This is a genomic window from Lysinibacillus sp. FSL K6-4013 (assembly GCF_038630435.1).
GTDB lineage: Bacteria > Bacillota > Bacilli > Bacillales_A > Planococcaceae > Lysinibacillus > Lysinibacillus boronitolerans.
The window spans coordinates 1,122,465-1,147,927 of sequence record NZ_CP152031.1; the positions used below are offsets into that span (position 1 = coordinate 1,122,465).

The window sequence follows — 25,463 nt, forward strand, 5'->3', positions numbered from 1 at the left end:
GCAATGGCTTTTGAAGGATTAGCGGAACGACTCCAAGGAACGATCCAAAAGATTAAAGGCAAAGGGAAAGTATCAGAGCAAGACGTTAAGGAAATGATGCGAGAAGTCCGATTTGCTTTAATCGAGGCGGATGTTAACTTAAAAGTAGTCAAAGAATTCGTAAAAAAGGTAAGTGAACGTGCTGTCGGTGTTGATGTTATGCAAAGTTTAACGCCAGGTCAGCAAGTTATTAAAATTGTACAGGATGAACTAACAGAATTAATGGGGGGCGAACAAAGTCCCATTAAGTTTAATACGAAGCCACCCACTGTCATTATGATGGTTGGTCTACAAGGTGCGGGTAAAACGACAACTACAGGTAAATTGGCAAATGTTCTACGAAAAAAATATAATCGTAAACCATTACTAGTTGCCGCTGACGTTTATCGTCCAGCTGCTGTTCAACAATTACAGACATTAGGAAAACAGTTATCACTACCTGTTTTTGCATTAGGTACCGAGGTATCTCCTGTAGAAATTGCACGTCAGGCAATTGAATTGGCAAAGGAAGAGCATCATGATGTGGTAATTATCGATACAGCTGGTCGACTTCATATCGATGAAGACCTAATGCAAGAGTTAAAGGATATTCGTGCATTAAAAGAGCCAGATGAGGTTTTCCTAGTTGTTGATGCCATGACGGGTCAAGATGCAGTCAATGTAGCAGAAAGCTTTAATGAAGCAATCGGTATTACTGGGGTTGTTTTAACAAAACTTGACGGTGATACGCGTGGTGGTGCTGCATTATCTATCCGCTCTGTGACACAAAAGCCAATTAAATTTGTCGGGATGGGCGAAAAAATGGATGCGCTTGAACCATTCCATCCAGAGCGTATGGCATCTCGTATATTAGGTATGGGCGATGTTCTGTCACTTATCGAGAAAGCTCAGGCAAATGTAGATGAAGCTAAGGCAAAAGAATTAGAAGAAAAGTTTAAATCTCAAACATTCACTTTTGATGATTTTGTCGAGCAATTGCAGCAAGTCAAGAAAATGGGCCCTCTTGATGAAATTTTAAAAATGCTACCAGGTGCTAACAAAATCAAAGGCTTAGATAATGTAAAAGTTGATGATAAGCAAATGGGGCGTGTAGAGGCCATTATTTACTCGATGACGCCTGCTGAAAAGACCAACCCAGAAATCATGAATGGTAGCCGTAAAAAGCGTATTGCGAAAGGCTCTGGGACATCTATTCAAGAGGTGAATCGTCTCATTAAGCAATTCGATGAAATGAAAAAAATGATGAAGCAAATGACTGGAATGACAAGTGGTAAAGGGAAGAAAAAAATGAAATTACCAGGCTTTGATTCATTGTTTAAATAATAATTTTTAGGTGTTAAGAAAAAACACTTTACAAACAACCTAAACATTGATAATATACTATCTTGTGTGAAACTTATTCGGAGGTGCTATTAAAATGGCAGTTAAAATTCGCTTAAAACGTATGGGAGCTAAAAAATCTCCTTTCTATCGTATCGTAGTTGCAGACGCTCGTTCACCACGTGACGGTCGTCAAATCGAAACAGTTGGTACTTACAACCCACTAACTCAACCAGCTACTGTAAACATTGATGAAGAGAAAGCTCTTAAATGGTTAGCTGACGGTGCAAAACCATCAGATACAGTACGTAACTTGTTCTCAGAACAAGGTATCATGGAAAAATTCCATAACCAAAAATTCAGTAAATAATCGGGGGCGACGTCTTTGAAGCAGCTGATTGAAGCAATCGTTTTACCGTTAGTCGATTATCCAGAAGAAGTTCGTATTGAGACGGATGAAAATGCAAATCGAATTGTTTATAAACTTTTTGTTCATCCAGAGGATAGAGGGAAAGTCATAGGCAAGCAAGGGCGAGTAGCAAAAGCGATTCGTACAATTGTTTATTCAGCGGCAGGTAGTCACCATCAAAAGAAGACCTACGTCGATATATTGGATTAATAGAAAAGATTTTCACGCTCTTGCAACAAGTACTAGTGAGTCCTGATAGGTGTGTTTACATGTCGCTTAGGAGTTCGAAGTGGCCTTTTAGTATGAAGCGTAAAATCTGGACGAAAAAGGAGGGAGCTTGTAGGTTCCTTCCTTTTTTTATCTTTTTTTAACATCAGCATATCGCTATGACTTCTATTTAAGTGGAAATTAAAGCTTGAATAAGGAGTATAGCTAAAGGATATTGCTTATATTATTCTTAACAAGACAAATGAGTCTTAGCTAAAACAACATTCTTCCAAAGCACATTTGCAAGAACGGAACCTTTTTTGGATAAGCGAGATGCATTGTGGAGATAAGCATGTTTTTTACGAGGTGAAAGTAGAATGGAATGGTTTAATGTAGGTCGAATTGTCAATACGCACGGTATTCGTGGTGAGGTACGTGTATTATCGACAACAGACTTTGAAGAAGAGCGTTTTGCGGTAGGAAATAAGCTTGCTGCCTTTAAAAAAGACGATAAGAAGCCAACCTGGGTAACGATTGACTCTATGCGTCGTCATAAAAACTTTATTTTATTAACTTTTGAAGGCATGAACAATATCAACTTGGTTGAGCCATTTAAAGAAGGCATGCTGAAAGTGACTAAAGATCAAATGACTGATGATCTTCTTGAAGAAAATGAGTTCTTTTTCCATGAAATAATAGGCTGCACAGTTATTTCTGAAGAGGGCGAAACAATCGGTGTTGTGACAGAGATCCTGCAAACAGGGGCAAACGATGTTTGGGTAGTAAAAGGCTCTAAGAAAGAACACTATATCCCTTATATAGAAGATATCGTGAAAGATATTGATGTTATGGACAAAAAAATAGTCATTCATGTTATGGAAGGCTTATTATGATGAATATTCATGTATTGAGCCTGTTCCCGGATATGTTTTCAGGCGTTTTTGGTGCATCTATTTTAAAGAAGGCACAAGAAAAGGGTGCTGTAAAGTTAGAGGTAACGGATATTCGTACATTTTCAGGGAACAAGCATAATCAGGTTGACGACTATCCATATGGTGGTGGTGCAGGTATGGTATTAAAGCCTGAACCGATGTTTAGTGCAGTAGAGGCTATAACGGCAGATAAACAGCCACGTATCATATTAATGTGTCCTCAGGGTGAACGCTTTACGCAGAAAAAAGCAGAAGAGCTAGCGCAGGAAACAGAGTTGGTGTTCTTATGTGGTCATTATGAAGGCTATGATGAGCGTATACGTCAGCACCTCGTGACAGACGAAATTTCCATTGGCGATTTTGTCTTAACAGGTGGGGAATTAGGGGCTATGACTGTTATTGATAGTGTAGTTAGATTGTTACCCGGTGTCTTAGGGCAAGAGGATTCACATATCCAGGATTCTTTTTCAACGGGTCTACTTGAGCATCCACATTATACACGACCTGCTGAGTTCCGTGGCATGAAGGTACCCGATGTTTTATTATCGGGGAATCATGCTAAAATCGAGCAATGGCGAGAGGAACAGTCACTGAAAAGAACTTTTGAGCGCCGTCCAGACTTACTGGAGCAATATCCATTAACAGATAAGCAAAAATTGTATCTAGAAAAACTAAAAAACAATCATCTAGATGCTTGATTGCCGACCCTATTTATGATAACATCTAATCTGTACTTCTATGTGAAGTACTGAATTACGGTGTTCCGCTGTGGCATAGATTGCGTGCAAGAGCATCTGTCTAAGGAGAGAAAACAATGTCAAACATTATTGCAGAAATTACAAAATCTCAGCTTCGCTCTGATCTACCAGCTTTCCGTCCTGGTGATACTGTTAAGGTACACGTGAAAGTAGTAGAGGGTACTCGTGAACGTATCCAAATTTTCGAAGGTGTAGTAATTAAACGTCGTGGTGGCGGAATTAGCGAAACTTTCACAGTTCGTAAAATTTCTTACGGTGTAGGTGTTGAGCGTACATTCCCTGTACACACACCAAAAATCGCTAACTTAGAAGTTGTACGTCGTGGTAAAGTACGTCGTGCTAAACTTTACTACCTACGTAACCTACGTGGTAAAGCTGCTCGTATTAAAGAAATTCGATAATTATGACTTAAAAGTGAGGGGCTTGTGTTCAAGCCTCTTTTCTTTTTGCTTGTCATCTTTATTCACTATCATCTAAAATGGTGTTAGACGAGGAGGCAATTCTCAATGGAAAAACAAGTGAAAGAAAAAAATGAATTATGGGAATGGACAAAAGCACTATTAATTGCATTTGCGATTGCTGCAGTTATTCGATATTTTTTATTTACACCCATTGCAGTTGATGGAGAGTCCATGATGCCAACCCTTGAAGATGGCGATCGAATGATTGTGAATAAAATTGGTTATAAAATAGGTGAGCCAAAACGCTTTGACATTGTTGTATTTCATGCACCTGAACAAAAAAATTACATAAAGCGTGTAATTGGATTGCCAGGAGATACACTAGAGTATAAGGATGATCAATTGTATATAAATGGTGAGCCAATTGATGAACCCTATTTAGATGCCTATAAAGCGCAAATTACTGAGGGGACCTTAACAGAAGATTTCACCTTAAATGACATTGATGTTTCCTTGGATAGCAATACCATTCCTGAGGGGTATATCTTTGTTATGGGGGATAATCGTCGATATAGTAAAGACAGTCGACATATTGGCCTTGTTGACCAGAAAGAAATCATTGGTAATACCAGTCTGATTTTCTGGCCGTTTAGTGACATAAAAATTGTAAAGTAATGCATGAAAGGGAGAGCAAAATTACTCCCTTTTTCTTTTAGTTTAGGAGGTATAGCTGTGACGATACAATGGTTTCCAGGGCATATGGCTAAAGCCCGACGTGAAGTAACTGAAAAATTAAAGCTTGTCGATATTATATTTGAATTAATAGATGCACGTTTACCGCTATCCTCACGTAATCCGATGATTGATGAAGTCATTAACCAAAAACCTCGTCTTTTGATCTTAAATAAAGCGGATATGGCAGATGAACAAGAAACACGGAAATGGGTAGAGTATTTTGCAAAGCGTGGTCATAAAGCAGTAGCCATTAACTCACTTGAGGGCAAGGGCTTACAGCAAGTCACGAAAGCGGCACAAGAAATTTTAAAAGAAAAATTTGACCGCATGAAAGCAAGAGGAATGAAACCTAGGGCTATTCGTGCCATGATTGTGGGCATTCCAAATGTGGGCAAATCCACATTGATTAATCGCTTAGCGAAAAAAAATATCGCTAAAACGGGCAATACACCAGGTGTGACAAAGGCACAGCAATGGATCAAAGTAGGTAAAGAGCTTGAACTATTGGATACACCAGGTATTTTATGGCCAAAGTTTGAGGATCAAGAAGTTGGCTTTAAATTAGCTTTAACTGGAGCTATTAAGGATACTATTACAAATATGGAAGACCTAGCTGTCTATGGGTTACGATTCTTATCTAATCATTATCCAAAGCGTATGGAGGAGCGTTACGGTCTCGAGTTTATCCATGAGGAGTTAGTGGATACTTTTGACCATATTGGTAAGCTACGTCGTGTATTTGGTCCTGGTGGAGAAATAGATTATGATCAAGTGGCCCAATTAATTGTTCGAGATATCCGTGGATTACAATTAGGTAAACTTACCTTTGATTTTGTGGACGAGCAGTTAGAAAAAGAAACAACTGAACAACTATAAGGATTTGAAACTGTCACACGTTCTTTTGTGGCAGTTTTTCTTTTAGGAATACATTTTTTAACCGATAATGATGATAGAGAGGAAATAGTTTTCAAGTTAAAGAGACTACATAAGAACCGAACATGATATAGTTTGATTGAATAGAAGTAAGAAGGAGTACACAATGAAAACCATTAAGGAAATTACAAGTGCATTGAAGGCTGCTGAGGAATGGCAAGATTGGATGAAAGAAATTGCAGCGGATGAAAGAGCAGGTGTACAAAAGGCATGGCTAACTTGGCAAAAGAGACAGGATAAAAAACGTCAATTACTGCAAGAGCACCAAAAAAAAGTTGCATTCGATTTAAGCTATGGGGGAACTGATGCATTTATTGCGGGTGTAGATGAAGCAGGACGGGGACCACTAGCAGGACCAGTCGTGACGGCAGCTGTAATTTTACCGACAAATTGTGAGGCACTTGTTGGTCTGAATGACTCAAAGCAATTATCGAAGGATAAACGAAACGGCTTTGCAACATTAATTAAAGAGCATGCCATAAGCTATTCAATTCATTTTCAACCTGCCGAACAAATTGATGAACTGAATATATATGAGGCAACAAAACAATCTATGAAGGCAAGTGTTGAATCATTATCGACCAAGCCTGATGTTGTTTTAATCGATGCTATGACATTACCTATTACAATTCCTCAAGATTCGATTATAAAAGGAGATGCTAAGAGCTTAGCGATAGCAGCTGCATCCATTTTAGCTAAAACAGCACGGGATGAGTATATGGAGCAATTAGACGAGGAATTTCCGATGTATGGCTTTGGGCAACATGCAGGGTATGGGACAAAGCAGCATTTAAAAGCGTTAGAAGAGTTTGGACCGACTATTCACCATCGTAAATCATTTGAACCAATAAAATCTATGTTTTCATAAAGTTAAAATACGGTAGACAATTACACGAAGGAGTAATTGATGAAAGGAGTATGTATATGACAGCCACATCATTTAATCCGATTCAACTGCAGCAAAATGCAATAACTTCGACAAATCAACCACTTGCTTTAAAACAAGGACAAGTATTTCACGGAACAATTAAGCAATTATATCCAGATCAAATGGCAGAAATACAAGTAGGTAATCAAAAATTTATAGCTAAACTCGAAGTGCCGTTAAAAGCTGGGGATGCCCATTTCTTTCAGGTAACAGGAACAAATCCACAAACGGAATTGAAAATAGTGACTGGACCAATGGCACAGGCAGCTACCCCTAGTCAGCAAATTAATCAGTTATTAGAATCCATGAATTTGCCTAAATCAGCAGAGATGCAGCAATTATTAGGGCATTTTATGAAAGCGCAGCTACCCATTTCGAAAGAACAAATGCTGCAAGCTGAAATGTGGTTAAAGGCATTACCAGAGGGTATATCAAAAGTAGATGCTCTGCAAACCATTCAAAAAATGATAGAGCTTAAAATGCCTATGACAAATGATGTGTTTCAAGCATTGATGAGTGGTCAAAAGACTTCTGGTATGACCACTATCATGGATAACTTTGCTCAGCTTTTAGCGAAGGATACAACTCTATCTGAGTCATTGAGGCAAAATTTAATGCAACAAATACAAGCGATTGCAAAGCCCTTTGAAGTAGAAACAGGTAGTGTTGTGCTTGCTAGGGTTTTACAAAGTTTAACCAATAGCGCTGCGACAATGAGTGAAAAAATGCAAGCTTTATCAATTTTAAAAGAGTCGGGGATTCTGCCTCAGCAAGCTACATTGCAAAACTGGTCAAATATGAATGAAGCAAAAGCCTTTCAGCCAATGCAGCAAGCTGGTCAAGTGATTCAAACCATACTTGCTACAAGGCCAGAAAATGCTAGTCAACTAGTGAAGCAACTTAAATCCTGGACTGGAAGTCAAAATTTATTAACCAATGAGCAAAAACAGCAAATCAATCAACTGGTGGATCGTTTTAATCAGTTACCAGTAACAAAACAAACGTTAGAGGTTTTTGCTAAACAAATGCAGGATCAGTTATTAAAAGCATTTACTCAAAATACAGCTGATCGTTTATTTACACAGGATGCCCATGCACTTTCGGTGAAAGATCATTTGTTATCCCTATTTAGGCAAGAGGCCAATTCTCCTTCACAGAATGAGGCATTCATGCGCAATCTTGTAAAAAATAGTATTGATTCTTCGCAACCATTCATACAACAAGTTGTAACGCAAGCAGATGCACTAGTGCAAAATTCAATGGATAGTAAAGCAATGGAACATGCTCTTAAAACGGTGTTGAAAAATTTGGGAATTAGCTATGAGGCAACACTAGGGAACAAGTCTGCTGATTTACACATGATTGCACATCAGCTAAAACCACAGCTCCATACATTATTGCAGGAAACTAATATAACCCCTCAAATGAAGGAAGCGGCAGAGATGCTTATGACGCGTATGAATGGAATGCAGCTATCTTCAGGAGAAAATGGTCATCAACATCAGCTCATCATGCAAGTCCCACTTGAATTTTTTGGCAAGAAGATGGATGCAACCTTACAGTGGAATGGTCGCATGAAAGATAATGGCAAAATTGATGCTAACTATGCACGCGTTTTGTTTTATTTACAAATGGCTTCCATGCAAGAAACAGTGATTGATATGCAGGTTCAAAATAGAGTTGTCACAGTAACGGTCTTTAATGAAAATTCGGAAATTCAATCACTTGCCGAGCCGTTAAAGGCTGCCTTAAAAATTGGATTGGCAGAAAAAAATTATCAACTTTCAGGTGTGTTTATTAAACAATTTGACAAAGGGCAAACAGAAAAAATAAGTCCTGTAGTAGAACAGCGAGAGGAGCAGAGTGGGGTGGATATCCGCGTATGAGCGAAGAAAAATTTACCCGAAAAGAGGCAATTGCGCTTACCTATAAGCTTGGTCAATTTGATAGTCCCACTGTTGTAGCAAAGGGAAAAGGGAAAATTGCAGAAAATATTTTAGCTCGCGCAAATGAGCATAATGTGCCGATTTATGAGGATCCTAACCTTGTGCAGTTGCTTGGTCAATTAGATTTAAACGAGTCTATTCCTGAAGAATTATATCAGGCTGTAGCTGAAGTTTTCGCATTTATTTATCGTTTGGATCAACAACATGCGCGAAAATATAGAAAAAATGAATTATTCTGATTATTTTTGCAAGCTGTTTTAGTACACAAAATAGAAAAAAGCGTCATAATAAGAGAGAAAATTCGAACTAAAGACAAAGTGTAGACTTTATCAGAATCTTTCGTTAGAATAGTCTATGTTAGTAAAACAATTCTATGCAAATGTTTGATGGGAGGATGTATTATGAATATCCATGAATATCAAGGGAAAGAGATTCTGAGAAAATATGGTGTAGCTGTACCAAACGGAAAAGTTGCTTTTTCCCCTGATGAAGCAGTAAAAGTAGCGAAGGAACTTGGCTCAAACGTAACAGTAGTCAAGGCGCAAATCCATGCAGGTGGACGCGGTAAAGCAGGCGGTGTCAAAATCGCTAAAAACCTTGACGAGGTGCGCACATACGCAAAAGAGTTATTAGGAAAAATTTTAGTGACTCATCAAACAGGTCCAGAAGGAAAAGAAGTAAAACGTTTGTATATTGAAGAGGGTTCTGATATCCAAAAAGAATACTATTTAAGTCTAGTATTAGACCGTGCCACATCTCGTGTTACAGTAATGGGATCTGAAGAAGGCGGTATGGATATTGAAGAAGTAGCGGAAACGAATCCGGAGAAAATCTTCAAAGAAGTAGTAGATCCTGTAGTTGGATTAACAAGCTTCCAAGCACGTCGTATGGCGTTTAATATGAATATTCCAGCAAACCTTGTAGGGAAAGCTGTTAAATTAATGTTAGGCTTATATCAAGCATTTATCGACAAAGATGCATCAATTGTAGAAATTAATCCACTTGTTGTAACTGGACAAGGCGAAGTAGTAGCATTAGATGCTAAATTCAATTTTGATGCTAATGCATTATATCGACATAAAGATATTGTCGAATTACGCGATTTCGACGAAGAAGATGCAAAAGAAATCGAAGCATCAAAATATGACCTAAGCTATATTTCATTAGATGGAAATATTGGCTGTATGGTAAACGGTGCTGGTCTTGCAATGGCAACGATGGATACAATTAGTTATTATGGCGGAAGCCCTGCTAACTTCCTAGATGTAGGGGGCGGTGCAACAGCTGAAAAAGTAACAGAGGCTTTCAAAATTATCCTTTCTGATCCAAACGTAAAAGGCATTTTCGTTAACATCTTTGGTGGAATTATGAAGTGTAACATTATCGCTGAGGGTGTAGTAACGGCTGCTAAAGAAATTGGTTTAGCTGTGCCATTAGTTGTACGCTTAGAAGGTACAAATGTTGAACTTGGAAAAGAAATTTTAAATGCGTCTGGTTTAAACATCGTTGCAGCGGATTCAATGGCTGACGGTGCACAAAAAATTGTGGGACTAGTAGGCTAAGGAAGGCAGGGAGAACAATGGCTGTATTTATTAACAAAGATACGAAGGTAATTGTACAAGGGATTACGGGCGAAACAGCTCTTTTCCATACGAAGCAAATGCTTGAGTATGGTACTAAAATCGTAGCAGGTGTAACACCAGGTAAAGGTGGACTTGAAATCGAGGGAGTTCCTGTTTTCAATACAGTAGCAGAAGCTGTAGCTGCAACAGGTGCTACAACTTCAGTTATCTATGTACCTGCACCATTTGCGGCAGATGCAATTTTAGAAGCTGTTGATGCTGAATTAGAATTAACAATCTGTATCACAGAGCATATTCCTGTCCTTGATATGGTTAAGGTTAAACGTTATATGGAAGGCAAAAACACTCGCCTAGTAGGTCCAAACTGTCCAGGTGTTATTACAGCTGATGAATGTAAAATTGGTATCATGCCTGGCTATATTCATACAAAAGGCCATGTAGGAGTTGTTTCTCGTTCTGGTACATTAACATATGAAGCAGTACATCAATTAACACAAGCTGGAATTGGTCAAACAACTGCAGTAGGTATTGGTGGAGACCCTGTCAACGGTACAAACTTCATTGATGTACTTGAAGCCTTTAATAATGATCCAGAAACTTACGCAGTGGTTATGATTGGTGAAATCGGTGGTACAGCTGAGGAAGAAGCAGCTGCATGGATTAAAGCAAATATGACAAAACCTGTTGTAGGCTTTATTGGTGGACAAACTGCACCTCCAGGAAAACGTATGGGTCACGCTGGTGCTATCATTTCTGGCGGTAAAGGAACAGCAGCGGAGAAAATTAAAGCAATGAACGAAGCTGGTATTGAAGTTGCAGAAACACCTTCTGTAATTGGTGAAACATTGATTAAAGTAATTAAAGAAAAAGGGCTATACGAAAAGTGTAAAACCCATTAAAATGGAAGATGTAGCCATTACGGCTACATCTTTTTCATTATTTATACACTGTTTATCATACTTCATTCAACAATTACCTACTTACTTATGAAGAAATCAACAATTTTGTGGCAGATGTTATAAATAATAATGAAATGTTGTGTTGAAAATTATCATGCGGTCATTTAATTTCTTCTATTATAAAAGGAGGTTTATTGAATGATCCTAGCAGTAGATACGCAGAGATTACTAGCCTTACATTATGTATACCCATTACCACTTCAGAAACTTCAGCAATTGTTGTCTCCTGTGAATTTTTTAAGCACTTTTGAAGACATTCATTATGACGACATCGCAAAGGTTTTACAAATATCGGCACATAAAGCATCTCAACTTTCTCAGCGCTTTCGACAAATTATGACAATACCACTTGAAGAGGCCTATGAACGGGCTCATATTTTCCCCATCCCGTTTTATCATCCCTATTTCCCAGCGCAATTATTTGAAATATCAAGTCCACCTACTGTATTGTATGTGAAAGGTCAATATTCCCTGTTAACAAACAAAAAACAGATAGCTATTATAGGCTCTAGGAAGGCGACAGCGTATTCGAAAAGAGCGATAGACTTAATTGTCCCACCTCTTGTTCAACGTGATTATACGGTTGTTAGTGGGCTTGCAAGAGGTGCAGATACAATGGCACATAGGGCGACAATGGATATGGGCGGTCATACAATAGCAGTGCTTGGACATGGTTTTAATTATCTCTATCCTGCAGAAAATCGCATTCTTGCTACACAAATGGCAGAGCACCAGTTATTAATGACAGAATATCCTCCTTATATGAAGCCTGAAAAATGGCATTTCCCAATGCGTAACCGAATCATTAGTGGTTTATCGCGAGCATTAGTTGTGACAGAAGCGGCATTAAAAAGTGGCACACTCATTACAACAGAGCTTGCATTAGAGCAAGGAAAAGATGTATTTGTGGTGCCAGGTCCTATAGATGCAACTCAATCGAAGGGGACAAATCAATTGCTTTTAGAAGGAGCAATTCCGATAGTGAATGGTCATCAAATCATTGAAACAATGGACCTCTTTTCTAACAAAAATTGAAAAAAAGTTGCATTATCTTAAAATCTGTTATACATTTTGCAACAGGTAACTTAAAAAATTAGTAATAGACCTCGCTAAGGGGGAGACATAGATGGCGGATTATTTAGTGATTGTAGAATCACCAGCAAAAGCAAAAACAATTGAACGGTATTTAGGAAAGAAATATAAAGTGAAAGCGTCGGTTGGACACGTACGAGATCTTCCACGTAGTCAGATGGGCGTTAGCGCTGAAAATAATTTCGAGCCTAAATATATTACGATACGTGGTAAAGGACCTGTGTTACAGGAATTAAAGTCTGCAGCTAAAAAAGTAAAGAAAGTTTATCTAGCGGCCGATCCAGACCGCGAGGGAGAAGCAATTGCTTGGCACCTTGCGACTGCATTAAATATTGATATTCACTCAGATTGTCGTGTTGTATTTAATGAAATAACTAAAGATGCGATTATAGAGTCTTTTAAAAATCCACGTCCAATTAACATGGATTTAGTAGATGCGCAGCAAACAAGACGTATATTGGATCGACTTGTTGGCTATAACATTAGTCCAATTTTATGGAAAAAGGTGAAAAAAGGTTTATCAGCGGGTCGGGTACAATCTGTAGCGCTCCGCATGATCATTGATCGTGAAAATGAAATTAAAAACTTCCAACCAGAAGAATATTGGACAATTGAAGGAACGTTTGAAAAAGGAAAAAAATCATTTGATGCTCTTTACTATGGAAATGGTAAAGACAAAATAAAATTAACAAATGAAGCACAAGTAAAGGCAATCTTAAAAGATGTTAAAGGAACAAACTTTGATGTTGTCAATGTAACGAAAAAGGAACGTAAGCGTAATGCAGCACCAGCCTTTACAACATCATCTTTACAGCAAGAAGCAGCACGAAAATTAAATTTCCGAGCTAAGAAGACCATGATGCTAGCACAGCAATTATACGAAGGTATTGATATTGGAAAGAAAGAGGGAACAGTCGGGTTAATCACTTATATGCGTACCGATTCCACACGTATTTCTGATACGGCAAAAGCAGAAGCGGTTACCTATATTGAGGGGAAATATGGCAAAGAATACATTGCAACAGAGATAAAGCAAACCAAGAAAGCTTCAAATGCACAGGATGCTCATGAAGCGATACGTCCAACAAGTACAATGCGGACACCAGATGAATTAAAGGCAGTACTTAGCCGTGATCAGTTACGCTTATATCGCTTAATTTGGGAGCGCTTTATTGCAAGTCAAATGGCACCAGCAGTACTTGATACGGTAGCTGTAGATCTTCAAAATGGTGATGTTTTATTCCGTGCAAACGGCTCACAAGTTAAATTCGCAGGCTTTATGAAACTATATATTGAAGGTACTGATGATCAAACAGAAGAGACAACAAAACTTTTACCTGAGATGGAAATTGGTGATCAAGTAAAATCGCTTGAAATTGAGCCTAAACAACATTTTACACAGCCACCACCACGATATTCTGAGGCGCGACTTGTTAAAACAATGGAAGAACTAGGAATTGGGCGCCCGTCCACATATGCACCGACCCTCGATACAATTCAGCGCCGTGGCTATGTTGTATTAGATGCTAAACGCTTTATGCCAACAGAGCTGGGCGAGATCGTACACCAACTCGTACTAGAATTTTTCCCAGATATCATAAACATCGAATTCACAGCACAGATGGAACAAGATTTAGATGATATTGAAGAAGGTAATCGACAATGGAAAAAAGTTGTGGAAGAATTTTATAAGGACTTTGAAGTCCATGTAAAACATGCGGATGAGGCTATGGAAAAGGTTGTCATTAAAGATGAGCCTGCAGGTGAAGACTGTGAACTTTGCGGATCTCCAATGGTCTTTAAGCTTGGACGATATGGCAAATTTATGGCTTGTTCTAATTTCCCGGATTGTAGAAATACAAAAGCGATTATGAAGCCTATTGGTGTGAAATGTCCTTCCTGTGAAACGGGCGAAATTGTGGAGCGAAAAAGTAAAACAAAGCGTCTATTCTATGGTTGCAATCAGTATCCTGAATGTGAATTTGTTTCATGGGACAAGCCAATTAATAGACCATGTCCAAAATGTAGTGCATTATTAGTAGAGAAAAAGATAAAAAAAGGTGTGCAAATTCAATGTACGAAATGTGACTATGAAGAAGCACCAACTCAATGATAGGAAGATGGTAAGAAACATGACTGAACAAGTAGTAAATGTAATAGGAGCAGGACTTGCAGGTAGCGAGGCAGCTTGGCAAATTGCTAAGCGTGGTATAAAAGTTAAACTTTATGAAATGCGTCCTGTAAAGCAGACTCCAGCCCACCATACTGATAAATTTGCGGAACTTGTTTGTTCTAACTCATTGCGTGCAAACGGGTTAACGAATGCTGTAGGCGTTATAAAAGAAGAAATGCGTATGTTAGATTCTGTTATCTTAAAGGCAGCAGATCAATGTTCAGTACCTGCTGGAGGCGCTCTAGCAGTAGACCGTCACGAATTTGCAGGGTATGTAACTGATGCTGTGAAAAACCATCCACTTGTGGAGGTTATTCATGAAGAAGTCACAGAAATTCCAGAAGGTATTACAGTTATTGCAACAGGACCATTAACTTCAAAAGCTTTGGCTGAAAAAATTCAAGGTTTAACTGGCTTAGACTATTTATACTTTTACGATGCAGCAGCACCCATTATCGAAAAAGATAGTATAGATATGAATAAAGTTTATTTAAAATCTCGTTATGATAAAGGGGAAGCGGCTTATTTAAACTGTCCTATGACAAAGGAAGAATTCGATCGTTTCCGCCAAGCATTAATCGAAGCTGAAGTTGTACCATTGAAGGAATTTGAAAAAGAAATTTACTTTGAAGGTTGTATGCCAATTGAAGTCATGGCAGCTCGTGGAGAGAAAACGATGTTATTTGGTCCGATGAAGCCAGTGGGTCTTGAGGATCCTAAAACAGGAAAACGTCCATATGCAGTTGTTCAACTTCGTCAAGACGATGCAGCAGGCACGCTTTACAACATTGTAGGCTTCCAAACGCATTTAAAATGGGGGCCACAAAAGGAAGTGCTACAGCTCATTCCTGGGTTAGAGAATGTAGAAATTGTTCGCTATGGCGTCATGCACAGAAATACCTTCATCAATTCACCGAAAGTTTTAGAAAAAACATATCAACTTCGTGAGCAAAAGAATATTTTCTTTGCAGGTCAGATGACTGGTGTAGAAGGCTATGTTGAATCAGCAGGTAGTGGATTAATTGCAGGAATAAATGCAGCTCGTTTAGCATTAGGACAAGAGCCAATTATTTTCCCATTCGAAACGGCATTAGGAAGCATGGCGCGTTATATAACAGAAGCACAGTCGAAAAACTTCCAGCCTATGAATGTAAACTTCGGCATCTTCCCTGACTTACCACCTGGTCGTCGTTCTAAGCCAGAGCGTGCGGAAATGCATGCAACACGCGCAATAAGCACAATTCGAAATTTTGTGAATTCACAAACAATTTAATTGCCAAAAGCCTCTAAAAGTTGTTATACTCTTAGAGGCTTTTTCTTTTTGTAGACAAAATGCTTAATTAGACGTATTTTATTATTTTGTATGGAGTTTTTCTCAAAATATAACTATTTACACTTGCTATATTATGAAGATAGGTTTAGTGTCAATATGTATGTTTATTAATGATCAGGAAAACGATACAAACTTGTAAGAGATGACAAAGGATTGTATATCCGTTATATTACAAGTGTCAGTCATTTAAGAAAATTATTAATAAATTATTGGTGGTGAATCTTTCTGTGTTAGTTTCGTCCCAAGATGCACTCGAACAGTTCATGCTTTACATCCAAGTTGAAAAGAACTTCTCTGTTCATACAGTGCGAGAATATGAATCAGACCTGCTAGATTTTTTAACCTTTTTACAAACAGAGGGAATTGATGATTTAGCAAGTGTTGAATATATACATGCACGTCTTTATGTAACAAAGTTGTACGATGAGAAAAGGGCGAGGGCTTCTATTTCTAGGAAAATTTCCTCGATCCGCTCCTTTTTTCGCTTTCTAAATAGACAGTACGGATTAGATGACGGAGCATTTCGTTCGCTCTATCATCCGAAAAAAGAATCACGCTTACCCAATTTTTTCTACGAAGAAGAATTAAAACAGTTATTTGATGCGAATACTGGTGATGATTTGAAATCATTAAGAAATATAGCTATATTAGAGCTGTTATATGCAACAGGTATTCGTGTGAGTGAACTGACTTCAATTCATGTAGAGGATGTGGATTTTCATTATTCGATCATTCGAGTAATGGGCAAAGGTCGAAAAGAACGAATCATTCCATTTGGTCAATTTGCGAGTTTAGCAATGCAGGACTACATAGAGCAAGCTCGTCCACGGTTGATGAAAAAAACGAATCATCAGCAGTTGTTTGTCAATATGCGTGGTGGGGAACTTACTCCTAGAGGGGTACGTCATATTTTAAACGAAATGATTGACAAGGCCTCACTCCATACGAAAATTTACCCACACATGCTTCGCCATACTTTTGCCACCCATTTATTGAATAATGGCGCAGATTTGCGGACTGTGCAGGAGTTATTAGGTCACTCACATTTATCTTCTACACAAGTTTACACACATGTAACAAAAGAGCATCTTCGTCAAACATATATGAATGCTCATCCAAGGGCATAATAGAGCTAAGGAGGAAGGCAGATGGGACAAATTCATGCAACAACGATATTTGCGGTTCATCATAACGGAGGCTGTGCCATGGCTGGTGATGGTCAAGTAACATTGGGAAATGCAGTTGTGATGAAGGGTACAGCAAGGAAGGTCAGACGTCTGTTTAATGGGCAGGTCCTCGCTGGTTTTGCAGGTTCAGTTGCAGATGCCTTTACACTTTTTGAAATGTTTGAAGGCAAATTAAATGAGTATAACGGTAATTTGCAGCGTGCAGCCGTTGAGGTCGCAAAGCAATGGCGTGGTGATAAAATGCTGCGCCAGCTAGAAGCAATGCTACTAGTAATGGATAAAACGACTTTATTACTCGTTTCAGGTACAGGAGAAGTGATTGAACCTGATGATGGCATTTTGGCCATTGGTTCTGGTGGCAATTATGCATTGTCTGCAGGTAGAGCATTAAAAAAATATGCAGGTGAAACAATGACTGCTCGTGAAATTGCTGAAGCGGCATTAGAAACAGCTGCTGAAATCTGTGTATTTACGAATCATAATATTATCGTGGAGGCGCTGAACTAATGACACAAAAAAATTTAACGCCAAGACAAATTACTGAGCATTTAGATCGTTACATTGTTGGGCAGAATGAAGCTAAGCGAGCAGTAGCTATTGCGTTACGAAACCGCTATCGTCGTTCGTTGTTAAATGAAGATATGAAGGCTGAAGTTATTCCGAAAAATATTTTGATGATTGGGCCAACTGGTGTCGGCAAAACAGAAATAGCCAGAAGGATTGCAAAGCTTACCAATGCACCTTTTGTAAAAGTTGAAGCGACAAAGTTTACCGAAGTAGGCTATGTGGGTAGAGATGTTGAATCAATGGTCCGTGACTTGGTAGAAGCTTCTCACCGTCTAGTTAAAGAAGAAATGATGGAGTCTGTCAAGGAACAAGCAGAAGAATTAGCAAATGAAGCAATCGTGAAACTTTTGGTGCCTTCTTTACGTAAAAAACAGGCGATGCAAAATCCGTTTGAAATGCTATTTGGTGGGAAAGAACAACCAACAAATGATGATTCATCAGCAGATGATGGAGAAGTTCGCTCGAAGCGTGCTCAAATTGCGATTGATTTACGCAGTGGTAAGTTAGAAAATGAGTGGGTTACTGTAGAGGTAACAGAACAAAATCCATCCATTTTTGATGCGTTACAAGGAACTGGGATGGATATGTCTGCGAATAGTGGTATGCAGGATATGCTATCTAGTTTAATGCCTAAAAAACAGAAAAAGCGCCGTGTGCAAGTAAAAGACGCACGTCGTATTTTAACAATAGAAGAAGCAAATAAGCTGATAGATGCAGATGAAGTAGCACAGGAAGCCATTAATAGGGCTGAGCAATCGGGTATCATTTTTATTGACGAAATCGATAAAATTGCTAGTAAAGAAGGAAATACCTCGGCGAATGTCTCCCGTGAAGGGGTTCAACGTGACATTTTACCAATTGTAGAAGGTTCTACTGTGACTACCAAGTATGGTGCAGTGAAAACGGATTATATGTTGTTTGTTGCTGCTGGGGCATTTCATATGTCAAAACCATCGGACCTAATTCCCGAGTTGCAAGGCCGTTTCCCAATTCGAGTAGAGCTAGAAAAATTAACAAAACAGGATTTTGTGCGTATTTTACAAGAACCTGATCAATCATTAATTTTGCAATATAAAGCACTTTTAGAGACAGAAGGCGTAGCAATTCATTTCACGTCAGATGCTATTGAACGAATTGCTGAGATAGCAACTGAAGTGAATCAGGAAACAGATAATATCGGAGCCCGTCGTTTACACACGATTTTAGAACGTTTACTGGAAGAACTATCGTTTGAGGCATCTGAAATTGCACCAGCAAGTATCCCGATCAATGCGGCGTATGTGGATCAAAAACTTGCGGGTATAGTAAAAAACAAAGATTTGTCACAGTTTATACTGTAAGATAAAGCTGATTAGTATCATTCAATAATAAAAACCTTTAGAATATTTAGTAAATACTCTTCGGATTATTTATAGGAGGAACATATAATGAATTTATTAGAAAAAACACGTAAAATTAACTCGATGCTTCAAGCTTCTGCTGGTAAGCCGGTAAACTTTAAGGAAATGGCCGATACATTAGGCGATATTATCGATAGTAATGTCTATATTTTAAGTCGTAAAGGTAAATTATTGGGTATTTCAATTCACCAACAAATTGAAAATGAGCGTATGAAAAAAATGTTCGAAGAGAGACAATTCCCAGAAGAATACACACATAGCTTATTTACGATCTCTGAAACATCCTCAAATTTAGACATTAATAATGAACATACTGCTTTCCCAGTAGAAAATAAAGATTTATTCCAAAACGCTTTAACAACAATTGTACCAATCGTTGGTGGTGGTGAACGTTTAGGCACATTAATCCTTGCTCGTTTATCTTCACAATTTGAAGATGATGATCTAATTTTAGCTGAATATGGTGCAACAGTAGTTGGTATGGAAATTTTACGTGAAAAGTCTGAAGAAATTGAAGAAGAAGCTCGTAGCAAAGCTGTCGTGCAAATGGCTATTAATTCACTTTCATACAGTGAGTTAGAAGCAATTGAACACATTTTCGAAGAACTTGATGGTAATGAAGGTTTACTAGTTGCTTCTAAGATTGCTGACCGAGTGGGTATTACACGTTCAGTGATCGTAAACGCATTACGTAAACTTGAATCAGCAGGTGTCATTGAATCTCGCTCTTTAGGTATGAAAGGTACTTATATTAAAGTACTAAACGATAAATTCTTAAATGCTTTAGCAGAAATTAAAATGAAATAAATGCTTCTTATAAGAAGCTAACGAAAGCGTCTATGGCAAACATAGACGCTTTTATTGTTGTTGAAAAAGAGAATGATGTACATGACCTTTTGGAAAGGAGAAGGGCTGATTTCCGTTCCGCCAGCATACAGGGGAGTGATTAATTCACTAGGAATGCAGCTAGCTATCAGGATACAAAAATGCCTTTTCATAATAGCAGTAGAAAATATAAAACGTATTATGTCTACTTTCAATGTGAAAAGGTGAATAGTCACAACAAAGCGTGATAAAGCAACCTTCGCTAAAAAGAGAGTACACCTTTAAGGATTAGAGTGGAAAGCCTATAGATTTCTGCGTGAGATAGTGAGAAAGATGAGACCTTAAACAGAGTGGTAGTTTTATAAGATGAAAGGTTAGCAACACGAGTATAAGAAGTTTAGAACAGAGTGAGAGAAGCAAACGCTAACGCGTTTCACCTTTCTTAAAAAGTTTATTAATTGTATTGTTTTTCAAAATTATGAAAGTGTCTATGGTAAATATAGACGCTTTTTTGCGTATTTTCGAAATTTTATAGCTCTTCTTTTTTAGAGATTTAATACAAAAACATAGATTTCGTTGCTTTTAGCCTAAGAATGTTCTATAATTTGTCACTACCATTAGCATATAAAAATTCCATATATGTTACTTTGGAAGAATGGTGAATAAACGTATAGTATCTCTATATAAAATACTCTACTATTGATCGAACTAGTAAAAAGGGACCTTTCTTAATTAAGATTAAAAAAGGCGATTAACCTCATAAAAAGGCATATTTCACAATAAAATCGTAAACACTGTCGAAATGGTGTAAAATAACTAGATGATTAATAATCTTTACTGAAGCTTAGAGGCACAAAGGATGGGGAAGTTTTGTCATGGTTGAGAGGGAGAAAAAATAGGGCGTATAGACTATTAAAAAGTGACAAAAGACAATAGACACTAGGTATCATCTTAATTACAATTGTATTATTGGATAAATTAACAAGTACATAGATTGAAATAAAATGAGGTGAACAGTTTTGAATATATTTGGAGGAACTATTAGTAGCCTGGAAAAAGGACTTTCCTATGCCACTTTAAATCATAAAACAATCGCAAATAATATCGCCAATGTCGATACACCTAATTATAAGGCGAAAAATGTAAGTTTTAAGGATATGCTGCAAGAGCAGAAGAGCATAGCTATTTCTGCATATCGTACTGATAATAGACATTATGATTTCACGTTTCGACAATCTACACCAGGTGTCAATATTGTGGAGAACTTGCGATATAGAAACAATGGGAATGCTGTAGATATGGATGCCGAGCAAGCAAAATTAGCAGAGAATCAAATTTATTATAATGCGCTAATCGATCGTGTTAATGGGAAATTAAACACATTGAATACCGTTATTAAAGGAGGTAAGTAATAGATGTCTATATTTCATGGGATGAATACCACTGCCTCCGCTTTAACAGCGCAACGTTTACGTATGGATGTTATTTCTTCTAATATGGCTAACATGGATACAACTCGCGCTCGTCAAGTGAATGGGGAATGGGAACCATATCGACGTAAGTCAGTGACGCTAACAGCACAAGAAGGACAATTCTCAAATTTTTTGAATATAGCACTAGGTAAAAATGCAAAAAGTGGTGTTGGTAATGGTGTAAAAGTTACTCGAATTTCAGATGATCAAGAAACACCTTTCAAACTTGTATATGACCCAACTCATCCAGATGCAAATGCAGATGGTTATGTAAATATGCCCAATGTCGATCCATTGAAAGAAATGGTTGATTTAATGTCGGCTACTCGTTCTTATGAGGCTAATATAACTGTATTTAATGCAAATAAATCCATGCTTACAAAGGCTCTAGAGATTGGTAAATAAATTTAAGTAGAAAGGAAGATACATACATGGCCATTTCGTCCATTTCGCTAATGACACCCACTCAGGTTGTAAATAACACGAATAAACTTAATGCAACACCTTATGAAGCGCAACAAAGCTTCGCGAACTCGCTAAAAGAAGCAATTGCAAAAGTAAATGATCAACAAATAACTTCTGATAAGTTTACTCAGAAGCTAATTAAAGGTGAAGATGTGGAGTTGCATGAAGTGATGATTGCTTCGCAAAAGGCAAGCATTACCCTAAACGCAACAATTGAAGTTCGCAATAAGGTGATTGAAGCTTACCAAGAAATAATGCGCATGAGTGTTTAATTTTATTGTAAAGATAAGAAACCTCTTTTCAATATAGATTAACAACCACAATTTAAAGTGGCTCATTATGTTCGCAAATTATTGATGGCTAGGTTATTCACTATAACCGGAGGATTCATAATGAATGAACGATTGACAAAAATAAAAAACGACACCAGTCAATTTTGGACAAGTCGAAGTAAAAAGCAAAAAATAGTTATGATTGGCTCCGTGGTAGTTGTAATCGCACTAGCAGCAATTGTGACATTTTTTGCTTCCAAAACTACATATGTTCCACTTTATAAAGATTTATCAACACGTGAAATTGGACAAGTAAAGGAAGCGCTAGATTCCCAAGGTGTGACCTATCAAATTGCTCCAGGTGGAACATCTATTTTAGTGCCAGAAGAACAAGTTGACTCCTTATTAGTGCAGTTAGCTTCAGAGGGATATCCACAAACAGGATCAATTGATTACTCATTTGCTAATAGTTCAGGATTTGGTATGACTGATAATGAATTTAACCTATTAAAAAAAGCAGCAACTGAAACTGAAATTGCTAAACTTTTCAAAAACTTGGAAGGTGTAAAAGATGCAAAAGTGATGATTACTGTTCCTGAGGAAGGGGTATTCGTCACAGATGTTCAAGGAGAGGCAACAGCATCTATCGTTTTAAATACAGACCCTGGCTATAAATTTACGGAACAGCAAATTACTACTATGTACAATTTAGTGTCAAAAAGTATTCCAAATTTAAAGACTGAAAATATCGTGATCTCTAACCAATTCTCAGAGTACTTTGATCTGAATGCAGCAACAGCTGATGGTACTTCCACAACAACAGCTGAAGGCCAATTGCAAATGAAGAAATTGGTAGAAAGAGATTTACAACGCCAAGTGCAAAATATGCTTGGAACATTGATGGGACAAGATAAAGTAATGGTTTCTGTCACAACGGATATTGATTTCAAGAAAGAAAACCGTGAAGAAAATCTTGTGACACCTGTTGATGAAGAAAATATGGAAGGTATTGCCATTAGTGCTCAGCGTATTACAGAGCAATATTCTGGTACAGGAGCAGCTGCTGCAGGAACACCTGAGGCTGAAACAACTACCGATAACTTCACAACATATAATGAAGGTACAGCAGGAAATGGTGATTATGAGCGTACGGAAGAAACGATTAATAATGATGTGAACCGTATACGTAAGGATATTCAAGAAGCTCCTTATAAAATTCAGGATATTGGGATTCAAGTAATTGTTGAACCACCGACAGCAACTGACGCAGCGTCATTACCAGACGGTGTTCGTGAAGATATTGAGAAAATTTTAAGTACAATTGTACGTACAACAATTTCCAAAGACGTAGCAGCAGAACTTACTCAAGAGCAAATCGATGAAAAAGTGGCGGTATCTGTACAACCATTATACGGTAAAGCAACAGAGGTAGCTGATGAAAAACCAATCATTCCATGGTGGGTTTGGGTTATCGGGGGTATCTTGTTAGCTGTTATCTTATTACTAGCATTCTTCATTATCCGTTCACGTAAGCGTGCGAAAGAAGAAGAAGAACTAAGTATCCTAGAGGAACAAGAAGAATTAATGGTTGATGATATTAATGAAGAAATTGAAACGGAAGCTACAATGCGTCGTAAGCAGCTAGAAAAAATGGCCAAAGAAAAGCCAGACGATTTTGCAAAGTTACTGCGTAGTTGGATTGCTGAAGACTAACTAGGAGGTTCGGCTGTGTCCAAGAAAGATAAAGAATTAACCGGAAAACAAAAGGCCGCTCTCTTGTTAATTTCATTAGGGCCTGAGGTTTCAGCTTCTGTCTATAAACACTTAACAGAGGAAGAAATTGAACGTTTAACATTAGAAATTTCAAGTGTTAAAAAAGTAGAATCAAATGTAAAAGAAGAGATCATTGAAGAATTTCACAATATTGCACTCGCGCAGGACTATATCACACAAGGTGGTATTGGCTATGCAAAAACAGTATTAGAAAAAGCACTTGGTGTAGAACAAGCACAAACGATCATTAATAGACTAACATCTTCTTTACAAGTGCGTCCGTTTGATTTTGCTAGAAGAGCTGATCCAGCGCAAATATTTAACTTTATCCAAAATGAGCATCCTCAAACAATTGCCCTGATACTCTCTTATTTAGAGGCAGGGCAAGCAGGGGTTATTTTATCTTCTTTACCACAGGAAGTACAAGCTGACATTGCTAAACGTATAGCGGTCATGGAATCGACTTCTCCAGAAGTGATCAGCGAAATTGAATCTGTGTTAGAGCGTAAATTATCATCAACTGTTACGCAGGATTATACAGAAACGGGCGGTATTGATGCAGTCGTTGAAGTTTTAAATGGAGTAGATCGACAAACAGAAAAAACAATACTCGATGCACTGGAAATACAAGACCCAGAACTTGCAGAAGAAATCAAAAAACGTATGTTTGTGTTCGAGGATATTGTTACACTCGACAATCGTTCTATTCAGCGTGTTATTCGTGATTGTGAAAACGAAGACTTACTGCTTTCAATGAAGGTATCAAGTGAAGAGGTAAAAGATATTATATTCCGCAACATGTCACAACGTATGGCTGAAACATTTAAAGAAGAAATGGAAATCATGGGACCTGTACGCTTACGTGACGTAGAGGAGGCACAATCTCGAATTGTTGCTGTTATTCGTCGTCTAGAGGATGCTGGAGAGATTATTATAGCTCGTGGTGGAGGAGATGACGTCATTGTCTAGAATCATCCGTTCTATTTACACACAGTCTGATAGCGATAATGTAAAAGAAATACAGATCCGTGATATGTTTGAACCGATGGAAGAATACCAAGACGAAGCCCTTCCTCAGCATCAATTAACGTTGGATGAAATCATGGCAGAGCGAGATCGTTTACTTGCTGAAGCAAGAAAGGCTTTGCAAGCGGAACGAGAGATGTTTGAACAGGAAAAACATCTGCACTTTCAAGAGATTGAACATTTAAAGCTAAGTTGGGAGGAAGAGAGGCCCAATCGTGTTCAAGAAGCTTATGATGAGGGATTTGGACAAGGCTATGAAGATGGATTAAATAAAGCCACTGAAGCAATGGCTCAGTCACTTCAAACAGCGAATGAAACAATGATGCTAGCGAAAGAAAATGCTCAAAAATATATTGAGGATCAAGAAGCGGTAATTTTAGAGTTAGGTTTAACGGCTGCAGAACGAATTATTGGCACTTCTTTAGAACAGGATAACGAACTATTTGTATCGATTGTGCGCAGAGGGCTGAAAGAAGCGAGAGAAATGAAAGAAATTAAAATTTATGTTTCGCCAGCTTATTATGCTTTAATTACGGCAAATCGAGATGAATTAGCAGAAATGTTCCCAATAGACGTACCATTTATGATTTTTGTTAATGAAGATTTGGACAATGAGACAGATTGCTATATTGAAACAAATCATGGGCGAATTATGGTTAGCATCGATGAGCAATTAAATGCACTCAGATTAAAGTTACATGAAATATTAGAGAGTAAGGAATGATCTT

Annotated in this window: 26 protein-coding genes; all 26 read left to right on the plus strand. The window is 37.9% G+C overall.

Annotated features, from left to right (window positions below):
* The first annotated feature begins 3 nt into the window (after positions 1-3).
* The 26 genes from ffh to fliH all read left to right on the plus strand — a co-directional run bounded on the left by ffh (position 4) and on the right by fliH (position 25,459).
* The gene (gene ffh / locus MHB39_RS05265) at positions 4-1,362 is read left to right on the plus strand and encodes a signal recognition particle protein (protein ID WP_016994913.1); all 1,359 of its coding nucleotides are present in this window, start codon (positions 4-6) and stop codon (positions 1,360-1,362) included.
* Positions 1,363-1,456: 94 nt separating this feature from the next.
* Positions 1,457-1,729: a 30S ribosomal protein S16 gene (gene rpsP, locus MHB39_RS05270; protein WP_004269411.1), complete on the plus strand. Its 273-nt coding sequence runs from the start codon at positions 1,457-1,459 to the stop codon at positions 1,727-1,729.
* A 15-nt stretch (positions 1,730-1,744) separates the two neighbouring features.
* Positions 1,745-1,978, plus strand: coding sequence for a KH domain-containing protein (locus tag MHB39_RS05275; protein ID WP_004269410.1), 234 nt, complete (start codon positions 1,745-1,747; stop codon positions 1,976-1,978).
* Between the two features lie 374 nt (positions 1,979-2,352).
* On the plus strand, positions 2,353-2,868 hold the full coding sequence (rimM, locus tag MHB39_RS05280) for a ribosome maturation factor RimM (RefSeq protein ID WP_016994914.1): 516 nt from the start codon (positions 2,353-2,355) through the stop codon (positions 2,866-2,868).
* Positions 2,868-3,605, plus strand: a complete 738-nt coding sequence (trmD, locus tag MHB39_RS05285; protein WP_026023516.1) for a tRNA (guanosine(37)-N1)-methyltransferase TrmD — start codon at positions 2,868-2,870, stop codon at positions 3,603-3,605. Before rimM ends, trmD begins: the two co-directional genes overlap by 1 nt.
* Before the next feature lie 116 nt (positions 3,606-3,721).
* Complete coding sequence (gene rplS / locus MHB39_RS05290; protein ID WP_016994916.1) at positions 3,722-4,066, plus strand: 50S ribosomal protein L19; 345 nt, start codon at positions 3,722-3,724, stop codon at positions 4,064-4,066.
* Positions 4,067-4,171: 105 nt separating this feature from the next.
* Positions 4,172-4,741: a signal peptidase I gene (lepB, locus tag MHB39_RS05295; protein WP_036080510.1), complete on the plus strand. Its 570-nt coding sequence runs from the start codon at positions 4,172-4,174 to the stop codon at positions 4,739-4,741.
* Positions 4,742-4,798: 57 nt separating this feature from the next.
* The gene (ylqF, locus tag MHB39_RS05300) at positions 4,799-5,677 is read left to right on the plus strand and encodes a ribosome biogenesis GTPase YlqF (RefSeq protein WP_258859565.1); all 879 of its coding nucleotides are present in this window, start codon (positions 4,799-4,801) and stop codon (positions 5,675-5,677) included.
* A gap of 163 nt (positions 5,678-5,840) precedes the next feature.
* Entirely contained in the window at positions 5,841-6,602 is a 762-nt protein-coding gene (locus MHB39_RS05305) for a ribonuclease HII (protein ID WP_258859564.1), read from the plus strand.
* A gap of 56 nt (positions 6,603-6,658) precedes the next feature.
* Complete coding sequence (locus MHB39_RS05310; RefSeq protein WP_342545972.1) at positions 6,659-8,548, plus strand: hypothetical protein; 1,890 nt, start codon at positions 6,659-6,661, stop codon at positions 8,546-8,548.
* Positions 8,545-8,847, plus strand: a complete 303-nt coding sequence (locus MHB39_RS05315; protein WP_036080498.1) for an EscU/YscU/HrcU family type III secretion system export apparatus switch protein — start codon at positions 8,545-8,547, stop codon at positions 8,845-8,847. The genes MHB39_RS05310 and MHB39_RS05315 overlap by 4 nt, the downstream gene beginning before the upstream one ends.
* A 162-nt stretch (positions 8,848-9,009) precedes the next feature.
* On the plus strand, positions 9,010-10,170 hold the full coding sequence (gene sucC, locus MHB39_RS05320; protein WP_036080495.1) for an ADP-forming succinate--CoA ligase subunit beta: 1,161 nt from the start codon (positions 9,010-9,012) through the stop codon (positions 10,168-10,170).
* Positions 10,171-10,187: 17 nt separating this feature from the next.
* A complete protein-coding gene (sucD, locus tag MHB39_RS05325; protein ID WP_004229280.1) occupies positions 10,188-11,090 on the plus strand; it encodes a succinate--CoA ligase subunit alpha in 903 nt (300 codons plus the stop codon).
* Between the two features lie 198 nt (positions 11,091-11,288).
* Complete coding sequence (dprA, locus tag MHB39_RS05330; RefSeq protein ID WP_036080493.1) at positions 11,289-12,185, plus strand: DNA-processing protein DprA; 897 nt, start codon at positions 11,289-11,291, stop codon at positions 12,183-12,185.
* A 91-nt stretch (positions 12,186-12,276) separates the two neighbouring features.
* Positions 12,277-14,355 (plus strand): type I DNA topoisomerase, encoded by a 2,079-nt coding sequence (gene topA, locus MHB39_RS05335; protein WP_016994084.1) that lies wholly within the window; start codon positions 12,277-12,279, stop codon positions 14,353-14,355.
* A 19-nt stretch (positions 14,356-14,374) separates the two neighbouring features.
* Entirely contained in the window at positions 14,375-15,688 is a 1,314-nt protein-coding gene (gene trmFO, locus MHB39_RS05340) for an FADH(2)-oxidizing methylenetetrahydrofolate--tRNA-(uracil(54)-C(5))-methyltransferase TrmFO (RefSeq protein ID WP_036080490.1), read from the plus strand.
* Between the two features lie 287 nt (positions 15,689-15,975).
* A complete protein-coding gene (gene xerC, locus MHB39_RS05345) occupies positions 15,976-16,875 on the plus strand; it encodes a tyrosine recombinase XerC (protein ID WP_342545973.1) in 900 nt (299 codons plus the stop codon).
* A 21-nt stretch (positions 16,876-16,896) separates the two neighbouring features.
* The gene (hslV, locus tag MHB39_RS05350) at positions 16,897-17,442 is read left to right on the plus strand and encodes an ATP-dependent protease subunit HslV (RefSeq protein WP_004229270.1); all 546 of its coding nucleotides are present in this window, start codon (positions 16,897-16,899) and stop codon (positions 17,440-17,442) included.
* A complete protein-coding gene (gene hslU, locus MHB39_RS05355) occupies positions 17,442-18,842 on the plus strand; it encodes an ATP-dependent protease ATPase subunit HslU (protein WP_342545974.1) in 1,401 nt (466 codons plus the stop codon). The genes hslV and hslU overlap by 1 nt, the downstream gene beginning before the upstream one ends.
* An 87-nt stretch (positions 18,843-18,929) precedes the next feature.
* On the plus strand, positions 18,930-19,709 hold the full coding sequence (codY, locus tag MHB39_RS05360) for a GTP-sensing pleiotropic transcriptional regulator CodY (protein ID WP_004229266.1): 780 nt from the start codon (positions 18,930-18,932) through the stop codon (positions 19,707-19,709).
* Positions 19,710-20,746: 1,037 nt separating this feature from the next.
* Positions 20,747-21,139: a flagellar basal body rod protein FlgB gene (gene flgB, locus MHB39_RS05365; protein ID WP_016994580.1), complete on the plus strand. Its 393-nt coding sequence runs from the start codon at positions 20,747-20,749 to the stop codon at positions 21,137-21,139.
* Between the two features lie 3 nt (positions 21,140-21,142).
* The gene (flgC, locus tag MHB39_RS05370; protein ID WP_342545976.1) at positions 21,143-21,604 is read left to right on the plus strand and encodes a flagellar basal body rod protein FlgC; all 462 of its coding nucleotides are present in this window, start codon (positions 21,143-21,145) and stop codon (positions 21,602-21,604) included.
* Between the two features lie 26 nt (positions 21,605-21,630).
* Positions 21,631-21,936, plus strand: coding sequence for a flagellar hook-basal body complex protein FliE (gene fliE / locus MHB39_RS05375; RefSeq protein ID WP_004269303.1), 306 nt, complete (start codon positions 21,631-21,633; stop codon positions 21,934-21,936).
* 120 nt (positions 21,937-22,056) lie between these two features.
* Positions 22,057-23,649 carry a flagellar basal-body MS-ring/collar protein FliF gene (gene fliF, locus MHB39_RS05380; RefSeq protein ID WP_036080483.1) on the plus strand — a complete coding sequence of 531 codons (1,593 nt, stop codon included), beginning with the start codon at positions 22,057-22,059 and terminating at the stop codon, positions 23,647-23,649.
* 15 nt (positions 23,650-23,664) lie between these two features.
* Positions 23,665-24,678: a flagellar motor switch protein FliG gene (gene fliG, locus MHB39_RS05385; RefSeq protein WP_008180783.1), complete on the plus strand. Its 1,014-nt coding sequence runs from the start codon at positions 23,665-23,667 to the stop codon at positions 24,676-24,678.
* Positions 24,671-25,459, plus strand: a complete 789-nt coding sequence (gene fliH / locus MHB39_RS05390) for a flagellar assembly protein FliH (RefSeq protein WP_342545978.1) — start codon at positions 24,671-24,673, stop codon at positions 25,457-25,459. Before fliG ends, fliH begins: the two co-directional genes overlap by 8 nt.
* The last annotated feature ends 4 nt before the right edge of the window (positions 25,460-25,463 follow it).

Coding starts and splice junctions, on each gene's coding strand:
- ffh (WP_016994913.1), top strand. CDS start 4: ATGGCTTTTGAAGGATTAGCGGAACGACTCCAAGGAACGATCCAAAAG.
- rpsP (WP_004269411.1), top strand. CDS start 1,457: ATGGCAGTTAAAATTCGCTTAAAACGTATGGGAGCTAAAAAATCTCCT.
- rimM (WP_016994914.1), top strand. CDS start 2,353: ATGGAATGGTTTAATGTAGGTCGAATTGTCAATACGCACGGTATTCGT.
- trmD (WP_026023516.1), top strand. CDS start 2,868: ATGAATATTCATGTATTGAGCCTGTTCCCGGATATGTTTTCAGGCGTT.
- rplS (WP_016994916.1), top strand. CDS start 3,722: ATGTCAAACATTATTGCAGAAATTACAAAATCTCAGCTTCGCTCTGAT.
- lepB (WP_036080510.1), top strand. CDS start 4,172: ATGGAAAAACAAGTGAAAGAAAAAAATGAATTATGGGAATGGACAAAA.
- MHB39_RS05305 (WP_258859564.1), top strand. CDS start 5,841: ATGAAAACCATTAAGGAAATTACAAGTGCATTGAAGGCTGCTGAGGAA.
- MHB39_RS05310 (WP_342545972.1), top strand. CDS start 6,659: ATGACAGCCACATCATTTAATCCGATTCAACTGCAGCAAAATGCAATA.
- MHB39_RS05315 (WP_036080498.1), top strand. CDS start 8,545: ATGAGCGAAGAAAAATTTACCCGAAAAGAGGCAATTGCGCTTACCTAT.
- sucC (WP_036080495.1), top strand. CDS start 9,010: ATGAATATCCATGAATATCAAGGGAAAGAGATTCTGAGAAAATATGGT.
- sucD (WP_004229280.1), top strand. CDS start 10,188: ATGGCTGTATTTATTAACAAAGATACGAAGGTAATTGTACAAGGGATT.
- dprA (WP_036080493.1), top strand. CDS start 11,289: ATGATCCTAGCAGTAGATACGCAGAGATTACTAGCCTTACATTATGTA.
- topA (WP_016994084.1), top strand. CDS start 12,277: ATGGCGGATTATTTAGTGATTGTAGAATCACCAGCAAAAGCAAAAACA.
- trmFO (WP_036080490.1), top strand. CDS start 14,375: ATGACTGAACAAGTAGTAAATGTAATAGGAGCAGGACTTGCAGGTAGC.
- hslV (WP_004229270.1), top strand. CDS start 16,897: ATGGGACAAATTCATGCAACAACGATATTTGCGGTTCATCATAACGGA.
- hslU (WP_342545974.1), top strand. CDS start 17,442: ATGACACAAAAAAATTTAACGCCAAGACAAATTACTGAGCATTTAGAT.
- codY (WP_004229266.1), top strand. CDS start 18,930: ATGAATTTATTAGAAAAAACACGTAAAATTAACTCGATGCTTCAAGCT.
- flgC (WP_342545976.1), top strand. CDS start 21,143: ATGTCTATATTTCATGGGATGAATACCACTGCCTCCGCTTTAACAGCG.
- fliE (WP_004269303.1), top strand. CDS start 21,631: ATGGCCATTTCGTCCATTTCGCTAATGACACCCACTCAGGTTGTAAAT.
- fliF (WP_036080483.1), top strand. CDS start 22,057: ATGAATGAACGATTGACAAAAATAAAAAACGACACCAGTCAATTTTGG.